The following is a 13931-nucleotide window of genomic DNA, read 5'->3' as shown; positions in this document are numbered from 1 at the left end:
GCCTCTAAAACTCATGATAGGGAGAGATCCAGTAACGATCTCCCCCTCTTCCGTTACTCATTCAAATATGTTTTCGCTCGGTTCTGGATAAGTTTACTTACTTCTTCTGCCGATTTCTGTCCGCTCATGAAGCTATTGAACTCTTCCATGACGATCGTTATCACTTTCATATCGCTAGATCTTCGAAAATTGGTTTCCGAGATCAGCTTCTCTACCGTCTCAATCCGTTTTTTTACTGTCTCGCCATCCGGCAGCATGTCTAGTGGTATCATGGTTTCCAGTGTTCCGCTCTCTATTTTTTGCAGAGTTTCCTTGAATTTTTTATCACTGATCCCTTTATTCATTGGTATTCCCGCGAGATTCGGGGAAGCCTGCATTTCATCAGAAAGCAAAAACTTGATGAATGCCCACGCTTCCTGTTGAACATCAGATTTGCTGTTTATCCCTAAACTGTACGTAGGCTGGAACGGTGCACCAACCTTTTGCCCGCTTGCGTTCGGCTTCTGGTAATAATCCATACCCTGGGGCTTTGTCAGTGCTTGCTCGGGGCTGAATACATTCACCATTTGAAATGCCGCATTACCGTTATCGAACGACATTCCATCACTGAGTAAGCCTTCGTCATACATTGATTTGATTTGTGTTATCATATTGCGGAATAAATCCGAGTCGAAGTTCGGCTGACCCTGCCCTACAAGCTGAGAATAATTGTCCTCGATAAAATCGAAGAGCAGCGACAGGGGATCCAGGCTAATAAGCTTTTCGGCATCGCCTTGCTCCTTCAGCTTTTGGGCAACATCCTTGAACTGGCTCCAGCTCCACGCTTTATTAGCATCAACTGAAATATTCGCCTTCTTTAATAACTCTGTATTTCCCTGAAACAGGGAGAGCGAGAAAGAGAGCAGCATAGCATACAAACCCTCTCCGTCTTGGGATGCCTGCAAAATATTACTGTATAGTGCATTTCGATCGAACGAGCTGTCTTTAGACAATAGATCGTTCAAGTTCACCAGCAGTTTTTTGGCGACGAATTTGTCCTGGGGCAATTCGCTCATGAGAATAAGATCGGCCCCTTTACCGGAAATGACTTGCGTCGTCAGCGATTGCACGTACTTTTCCACGTCTGCTAGTGAGATAGACTCTACGGCCATACCGCCGTCTCCGGTGACATCCGATGCTTTATATTCTTTCATTTCGATATGAATATCCTTATGCTGTTCCTCAAATTGTCGCGCTGCAGTTTCCAAGAAACGATCCTTCCTCATGACAGAGATGACGACAGTTTTCTGGCCGCCCTCCGTCTCGGCTTTAGTACCTCCTTCTTCGTTGCCAGAACAAGCAGATAACAGCATGGCGCTGGACAGCATGACGATCAACCCTATTTTTTTCAAATGAATCATCCTCTCAATGTAGTCAAATTTGGTTGTTGCAGAAGAAACACAGCCATCGTAAAGCCAGCAATCCGTTGACTTGGCAGAACTCATATTGCCTATTCTCTTCGCTCAGCCTTTCACGCCGGAAAGCTGGATTCCTTCGATAAAATACCGTTCGGCGCTTAAGAACAGAAGTACCATCGGCATCATGTATATAACTGAGGCGGCAAAAGAGACGCCAAGCGCATCTTCCTGAATGCGGGAGAGAAACACAGAGAGTGGCTGCATCGCAGCGTCCTGCAGAAAAATAAGCGGCTGCTCGACCATGTTCCAATAGTCGACGAATAGGAGTACGATGAGTGCGGCAACACCCGGCTTCACCATCGGAAGTGCAATCGATATGAATATTCGCAAGTATCCTGCCCCATCGATTTTGGCTGCTTCAATAAAAGCCGAATGGATCTGGAGCATAAATTGCCGAAGCAGAAACACACCAAAGGCGCCGAATATACCAGGCAGTATGATAGAGCTAGGATGATTTAGGAGACCCAGCCGATCGGCCATCAAGTAGTTGGGCACAAGCGTCACCTGGAACGGCATCAGCATCGTCATCAAATAAAGTAAGAACAGTCCATCCCTGCCCGGAAAATACAGCTTGCCGAACGCGAATGCAGCGAGCGTTGCCACGAACGCCTGTCCGATGATGATAGGAACCACTAACAATATGGAATTCCAGAACAGGTGTAGAAATTGCGGTGTCGCGATTAGTACTTTGTTATATTGCTGGAACGACACCCAGTCGGGAATCCACTTCAGATTAACGAATACGCTCGTATCGGTTTTGCCTAACATGCTGTAATTTGACGTAATCTCCCGCTCTGTCATGAAGGAACTGACAATGTTCAGGACAACGGGCATAAGCAGCAGGACGGCGATGGCGATCAGCAACAACGAACGCAGCAGCGGCGCGACCCATTGCTTCATCACCTCATTCACCCCCTTCACCTTTTTCTTGTGTTTACTCCATATAAGAGCGGAAAATCTGCTCTGTGCGAAACAGAATTAACATAAGCACCATAATGCAAAGCGCCATCAACACCGCCGCGGACGATACTTTCTGGATATCCAGGGACAGGAACATATTGTTCATGTAATGCTGCATCATATAGATACGGTCATGCGGGTATGCACCAGCGACAAGATACGTCTCACGGAACACCTTGAACGAGTTCAGCACAGACATGAGTACGACCAGAAATGTCGTCGGCGTCAAATACGTCAGCGTAATTCCGAACAGCCTGCGAACTGGACCTGCCCCTTCCAGATTGGCAATTTCATAATATTGATCCGGAATGTTCTGCAAGCCAGCCAGGAACAGGATGACGTTGTAACCGATGTTCTTCCATACATAGACCAGCACAATCACAAAGCCAGCCCAGTCGGATTTCATCCAATCGTGACGGCTAAGGCCGAAATGCTGCAAAACAGCGTTTAATGTGCCATTCCAATCGAATAAGATTTGCCAGACTAGTACAATCGAAGCAACAGGCACAACAAGCGGCAGTACATACGCAGTGCGTATCCAGTTCCGAATAAATACCCGCTGATTCAAGAGTAACGCTAACAAAAGTGATACAGTAACGAGAATCGGCACGCTAATCATGGTGAACCAGAACGTGTTAGACATCGCTTTTTGAAAAGAGGAGCTAAGGAACAATTCGTTGTAATTGGACAACGTGAAACTTCCTCCAATTCGATCCTGGAACGAGTTCAAGACACTCTGACCGAACGGAATGAGATAGAACAAGGAAAATCCACACAAGCTCGGAGCCAGAAAACCTAAGGCAGCTAGAAGCTCCCTGCGTGCCAGACGGTGAAACTTCACGAAGAAACCTCCAATCGGGAGCCGATCAACGCTTTGTTCGGAACGGCTGTACATCGATTAGTTTACAAACAAATCTGGGAGTAAATATGTAAGCAATGTGGAAAACGTGTGGAATCGGGCCGTTTCTGAACCTTTTATGGTAGAATTGTCCTCGGGTAAATGTTGGGGAGGTTACTGCATGAAGTCCTATCAAATCGCCGTAGTCGACGACGATATCCAGATCCAGGAAATCGTTGCGACTTATTTGTATAAAGAGGGATACCGTACGATGAAGTTTTCGACTGCCGAAGACGCTTGGGAGCTGTGGAAGAACGATCCGCCAGATATGTGGATTCTCGATATCATGCTTCCAGGGATGAGCGGCTTCGAGTTGTGCAGAAAAATTCGTAAAGAGGCGGAAGTGCCGATCATCATGATCTCGGCGCGTGATGAAGAAGTTGATCGCATCCTCGGGCTTGAGCTAGGCAGCGACGACTACTTGACTAAACCGTTCAGCCCGAGAGAATTAGTCGCACGTGTGAACCGCTTGTTCCAACGGATTAGCTCGATTCGTCAAGCCCAGGAGAAGCTTGTCCCTTCGCAACCGGAAGACACGGAGTTAGAAGTTGGCGAGCTGCGGCTCATCTTGGAAGAGCGACGTGTGTTCTGGCTTGGAGAAGAAGTCGAAATGACCCTGAAGGAATTTGAATTGCTGCAGAAGTTATCTGAGCAGCCGAATCGGGCGTTCACGCGGGACGCGTTGCTTACGATGATTTGGGGAGATAATTATTATGGCTATGACCGGGCGATCGATGATCTGGTGAAGCGGCTTCGTAGAAAAATAAAGGAACTTCCGATCGATACCATAAGGGGGCACGGTTATCGACTGCGGACGGAAAGGAGTTCGGTTGATTGATAGATTCCAACAGAATACACATATAGGAGTCTGATTAGAATGAAAACGAAATTAACATTGCTAAGTGCAGTGCTGGCTATCTCCCTTATCTCCGCTCAATCCGCGTTCGCTGCCACTGCAACATCGTCGGCTGGCCAAAAAGCCGGTACTACCGTTACCCAGTCCAGTCCTAATACTGCTCCAATGGGGCAACTCACCGATACAACGAAAGCAACTCCTGTGAAAGAAGACACTCCTAAGCCAACAGCTACCCCAACGAAAAAAGATAAAGCAAAAACTGAAGCTAAAACACCAGCGAAATCACCCGCCAAATCACCTGCTAAAGCACCAGCTAAAACAGACAAGAAAAAAAGCAAATAAGTTTGCTACAGATTATAGGAACAGTCAGGAGCGGTCCCTGCTGTTCTTTATTTTGCTTTTCCGGTTCTGACGCCGTTGTCTCTTTCGCTGCTTCCCTGCCATTAGCCGCCCTTCGGGTCGGCTCAATACAGAAGAGAGTGTCCCGTATAGCCTATGGCTACGGGGACACTCTCTTCATCTACCTCAAAAATGGATGTAACTATAGTAAACGCTGAAACGACAAATTGTTGGGTCAGATTTACAACTCTCTTAAATAAGGATCATAAAGGCTTTCTTTCCATCGTTTCAAATGATGATCTGATGCAAGAACCTGGTGTGTATCACTTAAATGATGAATTACAGCATCGCTATAAACAATATCATGTTTATTATAAAGCTGGCGAATTCTTGCCTTCTCACCAAAGGGATCGGGAGTTGGAATAGAAGATAGCAATGACTTCGTATAAGGATGAAGCGGATTTTCATAAATATCCTTCACTGTCCCAAGCTCAACAATATGACCCAGATGCATAACGGCTACTCTATCCGAGATCGATCGTACCATTGATAAATCATGAGCAATAAACATATAGGTTAAATTGTGTTGCTTCTGTAGTTTTTTCATGAGATTAACGACCTGTGCCTGGATGGATACATCTAAAGCGGAAATAATCTCATCCGCAATGATAAACTTTGGTTCAACGATCAGTGCTCTTGCTATTCCAATTCTTTGCCGTTGTCCTCCTGAGAATTGATGAGGATAACGATTTATAAGTGATCCTGACAAACCCACACTTTCCAGTACATTAATAACACGTTGTTTTCTATCTTCAGCCGAATGACTCAAGTGATTAATATCCAATCCCAATGCAACGATATCCAGAATGTTTTTTCTTGGGTTCAGCGATGCCATAGGATCTTGGAATATCATCTGCATATTCCTTCTTAGAGATTTCTCTTTATCTTTTTTTAGAGGGCCAGAAATTTTCTCATCAAGAAATGTAACATCGCCCTGCTGGTAATCATAGATGCGTATCAACGAGCGGCCCAACGTGCTTTTGCCACTTCCACTTTCACCAACAATACTGAAGGTTTCGCCCTCATAAATATCAAAGGATACATCATTGACAGCACGAACAGTCGTTTTTCGGTCAATTTTAAAATGCTGATGCAGATGCTTAACGGACAGTATCTTTTTGCGGCTCATTTATCCGTCCCCCTCTTAATTTTGCCAGCCTTTTTGCGAGTATTTCAGGCAGCTCTACTTTAGGTGCTCTTTCATCTAGCAGCCAGCTCTTTACACGATGTGTAGAGGTTACATTAAAGTATGGGGGCTCTTCTTCAAAATCAATGGCAAGTGCGTAATCACTTCGATAAGCAAAGGCATCCCCCTGAGGAGGTTCAATTAAACTAGGCGGTGAACCTGGAATCGAATATACCTCTTCATGGGGATCATCTGTCAGCGAAGGAATTGAAGAAAGAAGGCCCCAGGTATAAGGATGCTTTGGATTATAGAAAATTTCATTTGCCCGACCTTCTTCAACAATCTGTCCTGCATACATAACTGCAACACGATCGGCTACATTAGCTACAACACCAAGATCATGAGTGATAAAAATAATGGCAATACCTGTACGTTTTTGAATATCTTTAATTAAATCAATGATCTGCGCCTGTATTGTAACATCAAGAGCAGTCGTTGGTTCATCTGCAATTAATAAATCAGGTTCGCATGCGAGGGCAATAGCTATCACTATACGCTGTCTCATCCCGCCTGAGAGCTGGTGGGGGTATTGTTTAATCCGTTTTAAGGGATTTTCTATCCCGACAAGCTCCAATAGCTTCAGTGTTTGAGTATAAGCTTCTTTCTTTGTCGCTACCTTACGGTGAATTAGCATGCTTTCCATAATTTGCTTTCCCACAGTGGTCGTGGGATTTAAGCTTGTCATAGGATCCTGAAAGATGATAGCAATCTTACAGCCACGCACGTTTGTTTCAAATTCTTTATCACTTAGTGTTGTTAAATTAAGAGTTTCTCCCTCGTTGTGAAAAAAAATACTTCCATCAATCACGGCATTATTACCTGCCAGTCCTAAAATGGCTTTCGTTGTTATGGACTTCCCGCTGCCACTTTCGCCCACGATAGCGAGTGTCTCCCCACGATTCAAATCGAAACTCACATCGCGAATGACATGATTAAAACCGGAGTTCATTTTAAATTTAAGTTTTAAGTTTTGAACCTCTAATAATGTATTGTCCTTCATATTATCACCTACAAGTCTTTCATTTTGGGATCAAACACATCGCGAAGCCCATCCGCTATGAGATTGAAACTAAGCATTAATAGCGATAACACAATGACAGGGGAAATAACAATATAAGGTTGTGTTAATATACTTTGATAGCCTGTGCTGATTAAAACGCCAAGTGAAGCTTGAGGAGGCTGAAGTCCGAGACCAACAAACGCCAAAAAGGATTCATAAAAGATAGCACTCGGTATAGAGAACATAGACATGACTAAGATCTGCCCTGCTATATTGGGTAACAATTCTTTGATCATAATTTTGAAGTTGGAAGCGCCCAGCGTTTTCGCTGCTAATACAAACTCATGCTCTTTCAGTCTTAAAACCTGAGAACGAACAACGCGGCTCATACCTATCCAGCCTGTTAGTATCAACGCAAGTATAATTGTGATGATTCCCGGTTCTAATAAAACCATAAAGATAATAACAACGACCAAGCTGGGAATACCACTGAGGATTTCTATAAACCGCTGCATTACCCCATCAATTTTACCGCCGTAGTAGCCTGAGATAAGACCAAAAGTAATACCAATAATAACGTCAATACTTACGGCAACGAACGCGATTAAAAATGATATCTGTGTCCCTTTCCAAACGCGGGCCCATAAATCACGCCCTAAACTATCACTGCCAAACCAATAGTATACATTCTTCAGAGACTCACTATCATACATATCAATTCCATCTGCTTTACCATTGAATATACCTATCTTCTCTATTAATGGAATTCTTGGCGGTAGATTTAATTGACTCTTCTCAACATGATCAAACGTTGTTCCACTCATAAGAGGACCCACTAATGAAAGCAAAAAGATTACGATAATAACAACAACGCCAAAAACTGCACCTTTATTTTTACGAAAACGCGTAAAAGCATCTTTAAAGAAGCTGCCACTCTGAATGCTTTCTTGTTCTGTGTGATTTTGACGTTTATCAAACTCAAATAAATTTGTTGCCATTACGCACCTCCTTTTGCAACACGAATTCTTGGATCTATTACGCCATATAAGATATCAACGAGCAGATTAACAACAATATAGAGGGCGCTATAGACAAAAGCGATCATGACAATCACGTTATAATCTTTTACCAGAATCGCATCAACCAATAAACTCCCAATCCCCGGTATGCCAAAGACTTTCTCAACAACTAATGATCCTGTCATCAGATTAACCATTAATGGACCCACAACTGTAATAACGGAAATGATTGCATTACGTAAGCCGTGTTTATAAATGATTTGCTTGGATCTAACCCCTTTTGCACGGGCAAGTTGAATATAATCAGAATTAAGCGTCTCAATCAGCTCTGTCCTAAGGAAGCGAGCTATTTGTGCGATGACAAACATCGAACAGGCCAATGTTGGCAGTATCGATGATCTGAAGGGATGCTCGATCGAATAAGTTAGATCTGCCCATCCTAGACGATAGCCAATATAGTAACTGAGCAGCAAAGCAAATACGTAAGCTGGAATACTTACACCGATTACGGAGACTACAGTAGCAGCGCTATCCTTCCATGTATGAAGTCTAGTCGCGCCGATGATCCCTAACATTATGCCTAGAATACTCCCCAACACCATCGTCTGGAATCCAATTCTGACGGATACGCCCAATTGAGACCAAACGATACCGGATACTAGCTGGTTTTTTACAATAGAATAAGAAATACCAAAATCTCCTCTTATTGCGTTCAAGAAAAAAATAAATGCTTTTTCAAAGAAAGGCTTATTTAGACCATAGTGTTCACGTAATATTGTGATTTGGTCAGTTGTTAATCGTTCATCATTAAATGGCGATCCCGGTAAAAACTCTAGGAGTAAAAAAAGAACAAATAGAATAACCAGCAATGTAACTATTGCCCAGAATATACGCCCTAAAATAAACTTTGTCATAAATCTCACCTCTTAGCAGACAAAAGAGCGCAATGCGCTCTTTTGTCTCTTGCTTTGTAGTTATTACTTTTTACTCAACAGAAATATTACGATAAGAAATAAGTCCGCCTACAACGAAGTATTCTACGCCCTTTACTTTCGGATTAATCAGCATCGCTTCCCCTGCTTGGAACACAGGTATAGCTCCTCCGTCCTCGCCCAGAAGCAGTTTCTCTGCTTCTTTGAAAGAGTTCCAACGACTACTTTCATCCGTAGCGAATGCCCCTCCTGGAGCTGTTTTCTTCACGATTTGGTCATAAGCTGGATTATTGTACTTTGGATAATTGAAGTTCGAGTTAGAAAGGAATAGCGTTCCGAGATAATCATAAGGATCTCCATAGTTTGGACCCCATCTAGTCAATCCCAGCTGATAATCGTCTTTTTTCATACGGGCAAGACGTTCGCTTTTGGTTACCGTGACAATATTAATCTTAATACCATCCAATGCTTGCAAGTCCGCTTGAATCGCTTCTGCCGTTTTCTTGATTTCATTAGAATTTTCAATTAGCAATTCGAGTGTTATTTGATTAACACCTAGCTCGCTTTTAGCTTTATCTAGATATTCCTTGGCTTTTTCAACGTTATAGGTTTGGAATGTAGGAGAAGTATCCCGGAAATCCTCACCTTCCGAATCCGTAGCTAAACCTTTAGGTACAATAAAGTCTGCTCCAATCGATCCATCTTTCAAAATATCATTGGCAATATGATCTCTATCAATTGCATAACCCAGCGCTAATCTCAGGTTTTTATTTTTAAGTGTTTCAAATTGGTTATTCGGGGAAAGATACCACACATAACCCGTTACTACACTGGTAAATGCTTTATTAGCAGCATATCTGCCAACGAGCTCGGACGATATTTTGGTTACATCAATATCTCCTTTTTCAAACTCTAACGCTGCAACAGAATAGTCTTGGCGTTTAACAAAATCCACTTCATCAATTTTGATATCATTTGCCGCGTAATAATCCGGGTTTTTTATGATTTTCCAGCTGTTTAGTTTATTCCATTCGGAGAATTTGAACGGACCATTAGACAATAAATATTCTGGAGCCGTAGCATATTTATCACCTTGTGCAGTAACAAACTTTTCATTCAAAGGATTAAAAACAGGGATGGGCAAAAATTTAATAAAATAGGGAACTGCTGTTTCAAGTGTAACCTCTAAAGTATGGTCATCCAGCGCTTTAACACCCAATTCTTCAATTGGCAGCTTGCCTGCAGTTATCGCAGCTGCATTCTTAATGCCCGCGTCAGCTACAAAACCTGAATATTCACTTGCTGTTGCTGGATCTGCAGCTCTGCGCCAGGAATACACGAAATCATTAGCAGTAACAGGCTCACCATTCGACCATTTAGCATCTTTTCTTAAATTAAACGTGTACACTTTCCCGCTATCGTCATGACTCCAATCGGTTGCAATACGTGGAACTATATTTCCGTTTTTATCGTAATCTACAAGCCCATCTGTAAATGTTTCTATCATTTCAAGAGAAAAGCCATCTGAAGCGAGGGTTGTATCTAGACTGATAATATCTACGTCTTTTGCAAATTTAACAACACGCTTAGAGCTTTCAGAGACACTATTACCTTCAGTGACATTTTTACTTTCAGCAGCACTATCATTTTTAGTTGATGTGCAACCGGTAAAAATAAGAACTGCTGATAAAGCGATGCCTAATACAAATAACTTTTTACTCATTAATAGTCTCCTTGTTTACGTATTCACTAGAGTTGCACCACACGAAGGAGTAAATGTTGTGAAAATAAATTCAAAAACCAATTATTATATCCTCTATTAAAAGCTGTATCTTCTAGTAAAAGATAATTAAACGGTAAATTTATAAAGCTAAAAACATAGCAAGTTTCCGCTGAAAGCTTTTAGAGATATGTAATTTACGATTCATGTATGCCACCGAGCTCATGATGATTTACATATAATAAGCGTTTGAAAATTTTGATAACATCATTGCAACACTAATGTAATTTACTATAATATTTATAGTTTGTTATGTCAATAATTCAAATGCGAATTGTAAGAATTAAACTTATAAAATTTTTTTTATTGTGATATACTACGTTTACGAAATAGGGGCTTGGAAACATGTACAGCATAAACATATCTATCCCAGCCATGGAGGAGAATAGTATGACGTTTAGTAATGATGAAATTCGGACAATAGTGGTTGCAGGAGGTTGCTTTTGGGGAGTAGAGGAATATTATCGACGCCTAAAAGGGATTATCGATACAGAAGTTGGATTTGGACATGAAGATGAGTCTATAGATACAAATAACTACGATGACCTAATTGAATCTGTTAAGCTAACCTATGATTCTAATCTCATATCGCTTGATAATATTATTGATCATCTCTTTAGAATAATTGATCCCACTTCATACAATAAGCAAGGGCCTGATGAAGGTCCTCACTATCGAACAGGGATCTTCTATGAAAATTTGTCTGATAAAATAATGATTGATAATGCCATTACTTCTAAATCTGCACTATATACACAACCAATTCATACAAAAGCAAGAAATCTTCATCACTTCCAAATTGCAGAGGCAAAACATCAAGAGTACCTTGCCAATAATCCGAATGCACAGTGTCATGTTGATTTTAGCTTGATTAAGGATGATGAGAAGAAATGAAAGCATACGCTCCATTTCCATCTAACAGATTATCCATCTATTCTAGGCTGAAAAAGTAGGCAATAGGTGTATTAGGCGATCCTAATGTGATCCTCAAGACGGGGAAGCTATTTATTATTTTTGCTGTAATGACAGCCCTACTCTCAATTAAGCTCAACTGAGTTAGCCCGGCACTAACGAATGCTCAGGCCCTTACTCAGGTCCTTAATCAAACCTGCTAATTTCATTTATCTTAGTCTCTACTAAGTGCTTACTCTTGTTGTCAACGCAAAAACACCTCCAAGATCGTATCCACATCTTATGACATGTTTACATTTTCTTGAAGGTGTTTTATTTTGTCTCAAGTTATAGGGTCAGTTCCCAAACAAATAGTTTTGAATGATATCCTGGCTTAATTCGTTCACCCATAGTATCTACGTAAATGTATTCGAGGCAATCTGTGCAGTAGGGGTCCTCATACATAGCACGATTTGCTTCTGTTCCGCTTTAAGGCGAACCAGGAGCTCGTAGTCACAGCTTCCGTCGAATTAGATATCATAGCTGCGCGAGCTTGCTGCTAGCAAATGGTGTAGGATGAAAGAAGGTCTAGAGTGGCTTGGTCATAGTGGCTGCGCATCTACAGCCGATGTTTACTCTCATTAGGAGTACAGTTCGAAGGTTTTCTCTCCTATGCCATGAATAGATTTTGAAGCAAATAAAAAAGCTCATTAGACTTTGCATCTAATGAGCTTTTCTGCTTGTATACCGGTGAGAGGACTCGAACCTCCACGGTTTCCCACTCGATTTTGAGTCGAGCGCGTCTGCCATTCCGCCACACCGGCATATTCAACTATTGAAACTCCAAAAATAATGGAGGCGCCACCCAGATTTGAACTGGGGATAAAGCTTTTGCAGAGCTTTGCCTTACCACTTGGCTATGGCGCCGTAATTATGGAGCGGACGACGGGAATCGAACCCGCGACCCTCGCCTTGGCAAGGCGATGCTCTACCGCTGAGCCACGTCCGCATAAATGGCTGGGGATATAGGATTCGAACCTATGCGTGACGGAGTCAAAGTCCGTTGCCTTACCGCTTGGCTAATCCCCAACAAACATTTTCAATAATGGGGCGACTGATGGGTCTCGAACCCACGAATGCCGGAACCACAATCCGGTGCGTTAACCCCTTCGCCACAGTCGCCATATGAATCCAAATTAATTAAGCTTATTATTTTCAGTGAGGTAAATGGGGCGACTGATGGGTCTCGAACCCACGAATGCCGGAACCACAATCCGGTGCGTTAACCCCTTCGCCACAGTCGCCATATGAATCCGACTTAGTTAAGCCTATTATTTTAGTAAAGTAAATGGGGCGACCGATGGGTCTCGAACCCACGAATGCCGGAACCACAATCCGGTGCGTTAACCCCTTCGCCACGATCGCCATATTAAACTTTAATAAAGAATTGGCAGGGGCAGCAGGAATTGAACCCACACCAACGGTTTTGGAGACCGTTGTTCTACCTTTAAACTATGCCCCTAAAATGGTGGGGGATGATGGATTCGAACCACCGAACACGTACGTGAGCAGATTTACAGTCTGATGCGTTTGGCCACTTCGCTAATCCCCCAAAGATGGTGCCGGCGAGAGGACTTGAACCCCCAACCTACTGATTACAAGTCAGTTGCTCTACCAATTGAGCTACACCGGCATATTAAGTTGTATACTTCATGGTGGCTCGGGACGGAATCGAACCGCCGACACGAGGATTTTCAGTCCTCTGCTCTACCGACTGAGCTACCGAGCCATAAAGTCTAAATGGCGGAACCGACGGGATTCGAACCCGCGATCTCCTGCGTGACAGGCAGGCATGTTAGGCCAACTACACCACGGTTCCAAATTGGTTGCGGGGGCAGGATTTGAACCTGCGGCCTTCGGGTTATGAGCCCGACGAGCTACCGGGCTGCTCCACCCCGCGTCAGTAAAAACATATTTCCTTGTCCTCCAGAGGAGGTTACATGGTGGAGGCTGAGGGGATCGAACCCCCGACCCTCTGCTTGTAAGGCAGATGCTCTCCCAGCTGAGCTAAGCCTCCATAACGGACATTTCTTATCATACCACATTCCACTATGTAAAATCAAGTGTAAAATTGGTGACCCGTAGGGGATTCGAACCCCTGTTACCTCCGTGAAAGGGAGGTGTCTTAACCCCTTGACCAACGGGCCTTGCTGTAATAATAGTGGCGGAGAGAGAGGGATTCGAACCCTCGAGACGCTTGTGGCGCCTACACGATTTCCAATCGTGCTCCTTCGGCCAAACTCGGACACCTCTCCATATGGCTCCCCGAACAGGACTCGAACCTGTGACAACTCGATTAACAGTCGAGTGCTCTACCAACTGAGCTATCAGGGAATATTCATATCAGGCCTTAATCGCCTGAAAACTGGATCGAAACGAATTTGCATTTTATCTAATAGGATAAGCCCTCGACCGATTAGTATTGGTCAGCTCCATGCATTGCTGCACTTCCACCTCCAACCTATCTACCTCGTCGTCTTCAAGGGGTCTTAC

Annotated in this window: 11 protein-coding genes, 17 tRNA genes and 1 rRNA gene; 3 read left to right on the top strand and 26 right to left on the bottom strand. The window is 43.1% G+C overall.

Annotated elements, in window-relative coordinates:
• Positions 1-53: 53 nt before the first annotated feature.
• The 3 genes from ACFORK_RS14545 to ACFORK_RS14535 form a co-directional block, all read right to left on the bottom strand.
• Positions 54-1391 (bottom strand): ABC transporter substrate-binding protein, encoded by a 1338-nt coding sequence (locus ACFORK_RS14545; protein WP_379200036.1) that lies wholly within the window; start codon positions 1389-1391, stop codon positions 54-56.
• Between the two features lie 111 nt (positions 1392-1502).
• Positions 1503-2357 (bottom strand): carbohydrate ABC transporter permease, encoded by an 855-nt coding sequence (locus ACFORK_RS14540; RefSeq protein ID WP_379200586.1) that lies wholly within the window; start codon positions 2355-2357, stop codon positions 1503-1505.
• Between the two features lie 34 nt (positions 2358-2391).
• A complete protein-coding gene (locus ACFORK_RS14535) occupies positions 2392-3258 on the bottom strand; it encodes a carbohydrate ABC transporter permease (RefSeq protein ID WP_379200034.1) in 867 nt (288 codons plus the stop codon).
• 178 nt (positions 3259-3436) lie between these two features.
• On the opposite strand from ACFORK_RS14535, the gene ACFORK_RS14530 reads away from it, so the two are divergent.
• Together ACFORK_RS14530 and ACFORK_RS14525 are read left to right on the top strand one after the other, a co-directional pair.
• Entirely contained in the window at positions 3437-4153 is a 717-nt protein-coding gene (locus tag ACFORK_RS14530; RefSeq protein ID WP_379200032.1) for a response regulator transcription factor, read from the top strand.
• A gap of 39 nt (positions 4154-4192) precedes the next feature.
• The gene (locus ACFORK_RS14525) at positions 4193-4513 is read left to right on the top strand and encodes a hypothetical protein (RefSeq protein WP_379200030.1); all 321 of its coding nucleotides are present in this window, start codon (positions 4193-4195) and stop codon (positions 4511-4513) included.
• Positions 4514-4751: 238 nt separating this feature from the next.
• Here ACFORK_RS14525 and ACFORK_RS14520 read toward each other — a convergent pair whose 3' ends face one another.
• From ACFORK_RS14520 to ACFORK_RS14500, 5 genes are all read right to left on the bottom strand, one after another.
• Positions 4752-5699: an ABC transporter ATP-binding protein gene (locus tag ACFORK_RS14520; protein ID WP_379200028.1), complete on the bottom strand. Its 948-nt coding sequence runs from the start codon at positions 5697-5699 to the stop codon at positions 4752-4754.
• Positions 5671-6756: an ABC transporter ATP-binding protein gene (locus ACFORK_RS14515; protein WP_379200026.1), complete on the bottom strand. Its 1086-nt coding sequence runs from the start codon at positions 6754-6756 to the stop codon at positions 5671-5673. The genes ACFORK_RS14520 and ACFORK_RS14515 overlap by 29 nt, the downstream gene beginning before the upstream one ends.
• An 8-nt stretch (positions 6757-6764) precedes the next feature.
• Complete coding sequence (opp3C, locus tag ACFORK_RS14510; protein ID WP_379200024.1) at positions 6765-7754, bottom strand: oligopeptide ABC transporter permease; 990 nt, start codon at positions 7752-7754, stop codon at positions 6765-6767.
• On the bottom strand, positions 7754-8689 hold the full coding sequence (locus ACFORK_RS14505) for an ABC transporter permease (RefSeq protein WP_379200022.1): 936 nt from the start codon (positions 8687-8689) through the stop codon (positions 7754-7756). The genes opp3C and ACFORK_RS14505 overlap by 1 nt, the downstream gene beginning before the upstream one ends.
• A gap of 70 nt (positions 8690-8759) precedes the next feature.
• A complete protein-coding gene (locus ACFORK_RS14500; RefSeq protein WP_379200020.1) occupies positions 8760-10430 on the bottom strand; it encodes a peptide ABC transporter substrate-binding protein in 1671 nt (556 codons plus the stop codon).
• A 447-nt stretch (positions 10431-10877) separates the two neighbouring features.
• On the opposite strand from ACFORK_RS14500, the gene msrA reads away from it, so the two are divergent.
• Complete coding sequence (gene msrA, locus ACFORK_RS14495) at positions 10878-11381, top strand: peptide-methionine (S)-S-oxide reductase MsrA (protein ID WP_379200018.1); 504 nt, start codon at positions 10878-10880, stop codon at positions 11379-11381.
• 742 nt (positions 11382-12123) lie between these two features.
• Here msrA and ACFORK_RS14490 read toward each other — a convergent pair.
• The 18 genes from ACFORK_RS14490 to ACFORK_RS14405 all read right to left on the bottom strand — a co-directional run.
• Positions 12124-12202: transfer RNA gene (locus tag ACFORK_RS14490), tRNA-Leu, on the bottom strand.
• Positions 12203-12231: 29 nt separating this feature from the next.
• Positions 12232-12305, bottom strand: a tRNA-Cys gene (locus ACFORK_RS14485).
• 7 nt (positions 12306-12312) lie between these two features.
• Positions 12313-12387: transfer RNA gene (locus ACFORK_RS14480), tRNA-Gly, on the bottom strand.
• A 5-nt stretch (positions 12388-12392) separates the two neighbouring features.
• Positions 12393-12467: transfer RNA gene (locus tag ACFORK_RS14475), tRNA-Gln, on the bottom strand.
• Between the two features lie 17 nt (positions 12468-12484).
• Positions 12485-12560 (bottom strand) — tRNA-His (locus tag ACFORK_RS14470).
• Between the two features lie 46 nt (positions 12561-12606).
• Positions 12607-12682, bottom strand: a tRNA-His gene (locus ACFORK_RS14465).
• A 45-nt stretch (positions 12683-12727) separates the two neighbouring features.
• Positions 12728-12803, bottom strand: a tRNA-His gene (locus tag ACFORK_RS14460).
• A 23-nt stretch (positions 12804-12826) separates the two neighbouring features.
• Positions 12827-12900 (bottom strand) — tRNA-Trp (locus ACFORK_RS14455).
• A gap of 4 nt (positions 12901-12904) precedes the next feature.
• A tRNA-Tyr gene (locus ACFORK_RS14450) sits at positions 12905-12990 on the bottom strand.
• A 5-nt stretch (positions 12991-12995) separates the two neighbouring features.
• Positions 12996-13071: transfer RNA gene (locus tag ACFORK_RS14445), tRNA-Thr, on the bottom strand.
• Positions 13072-13091: 20 nt separating this feature from the next.
• Positions 13092-13167 (bottom strand) — tRNA-Phe (locus ACFORK_RS14440).
• Between the two features lie 12 nt (positions 13168-13179).
• A tRNA-Asp gene (locus ACFORK_RS14435) sits at positions 13180-13257 on the bottom strand.
• A gap of 4 nt (positions 13258-13261) precedes the next feature.
• Positions 13262-13338 (bottom strand) — tRNA-Met (locus tag ACFORK_RS14430).
• A gap of 41 nt (positions 13339-13379) precedes the next feature.
• Positions 13380-13455, bottom strand: a tRNA-Val gene (locus ACFORK_RS14425).
• Positions 13456-13510: 55 nt separating this feature from the next.
• Positions 13511-13585 (bottom strand) — tRNA-Glu (locus ACFORK_RS14420).
• A 15-nt stretch (positions 13586-13600) separates the two neighbouring features.
• Positions 13601-13693, bottom strand: a tRNA-Ser gene (locus ACFORK_RS14415).
• A 3-nt stretch (positions 13694-13696) separates the two neighbouring features.
• Positions 13697-13772 (bottom strand) — tRNA-Asn (locus tag ACFORK_RS14410).
• Between the two features lie 62 nt (positions 13773-13834).
• Positions 13835-13931 (bottom strand): 23S ribosomal RNA (locus tag ACFORK_RS14405); the annotation flags it as partial.

Source organism: Paenibacillus sp. GCM10012306, from assembly GCF_042649265.1.
Taxonomy (GTDB): domain Bacteria; phylum Bacillota; class Bacilli; order Paenibacillales; family Paenibacillaceae; genus Paenibacillus_AQ.
The sequence above is the reverse complement of the archived record's forward strand: the minus strand, read 5'-3'. Positions and strand labels throughout refer to the sequence as shown.

What these genes read in the sequence shown, in the direction of transcription:
- ACFORK_RS14530 (WP_379200032.1), top strand. Translation starts at nt 3,437, where the DNA reads ATGAAGTCCTATCAAATCGCCGTAGTCGACGACGATATCCAGATCCAG.
- ACFORK_RS14540 (WP_379200586.1), bottom strand. Translation starts at nt 2,357, where the DNA reads ATGAAGCAATGGGTCGCGCCGCTGCTGCGTTCGTTGTTGCTGATCGCC.
- ACFORK_RS14515 (WP_379200026.1), bottom strand. Translation starts at nt 6,756, where the DNA reads ATGAAGGACAATACATTATTAGAGGTTCAAAACTTAAAACTTAAATTT.
- ACFORK_RS14520 (WP_379200028.1), bottom strand. Translation starts at nt 5,699, where the DNA reads ATGAGCCGCAAAAAGATACTGTCCGTTAAGCATCTGCATCAGCATTTT.
- opp3C (WP_379200024.1), bottom strand. Translation starts at nt 7,754, where the DNA reads ATGGCAACAAATTTATTTGAGTTTGATAAACGTCAAAATCACACAGAA.
- ACFORK_RS14525 (WP_379200030.1), top strand. Translation starts at nt 4,193, where the DNA reads ATGAAAACGAAATTAACATTGCTAAGTGCAGTGCTGGCTATCTCCCTT.
- ACFORK_RS14505 (WP_379200022.1), bottom strand. Translation starts at nt 8,689, where the DNA reads ATGACAAAGTTTATTTTAGGGCGTATATTCTGGGCAATAGTTACATTG.
- ACFORK_RS14500 (WP_379200020.1), bottom strand. Translation starts at nt 10,430, where the DNA reads ATGAGTAAAAAGTTATTTGTATTAGGCATCGCTTTATCAGCAGTTCTT.
- msrA (WP_379200018.1), top strand. Translation starts at nt 10,878, where the DNA reads ATGACGTTTAGTAATGATGAAATTCGGACAATAGTGGTTGCAGGAGGT.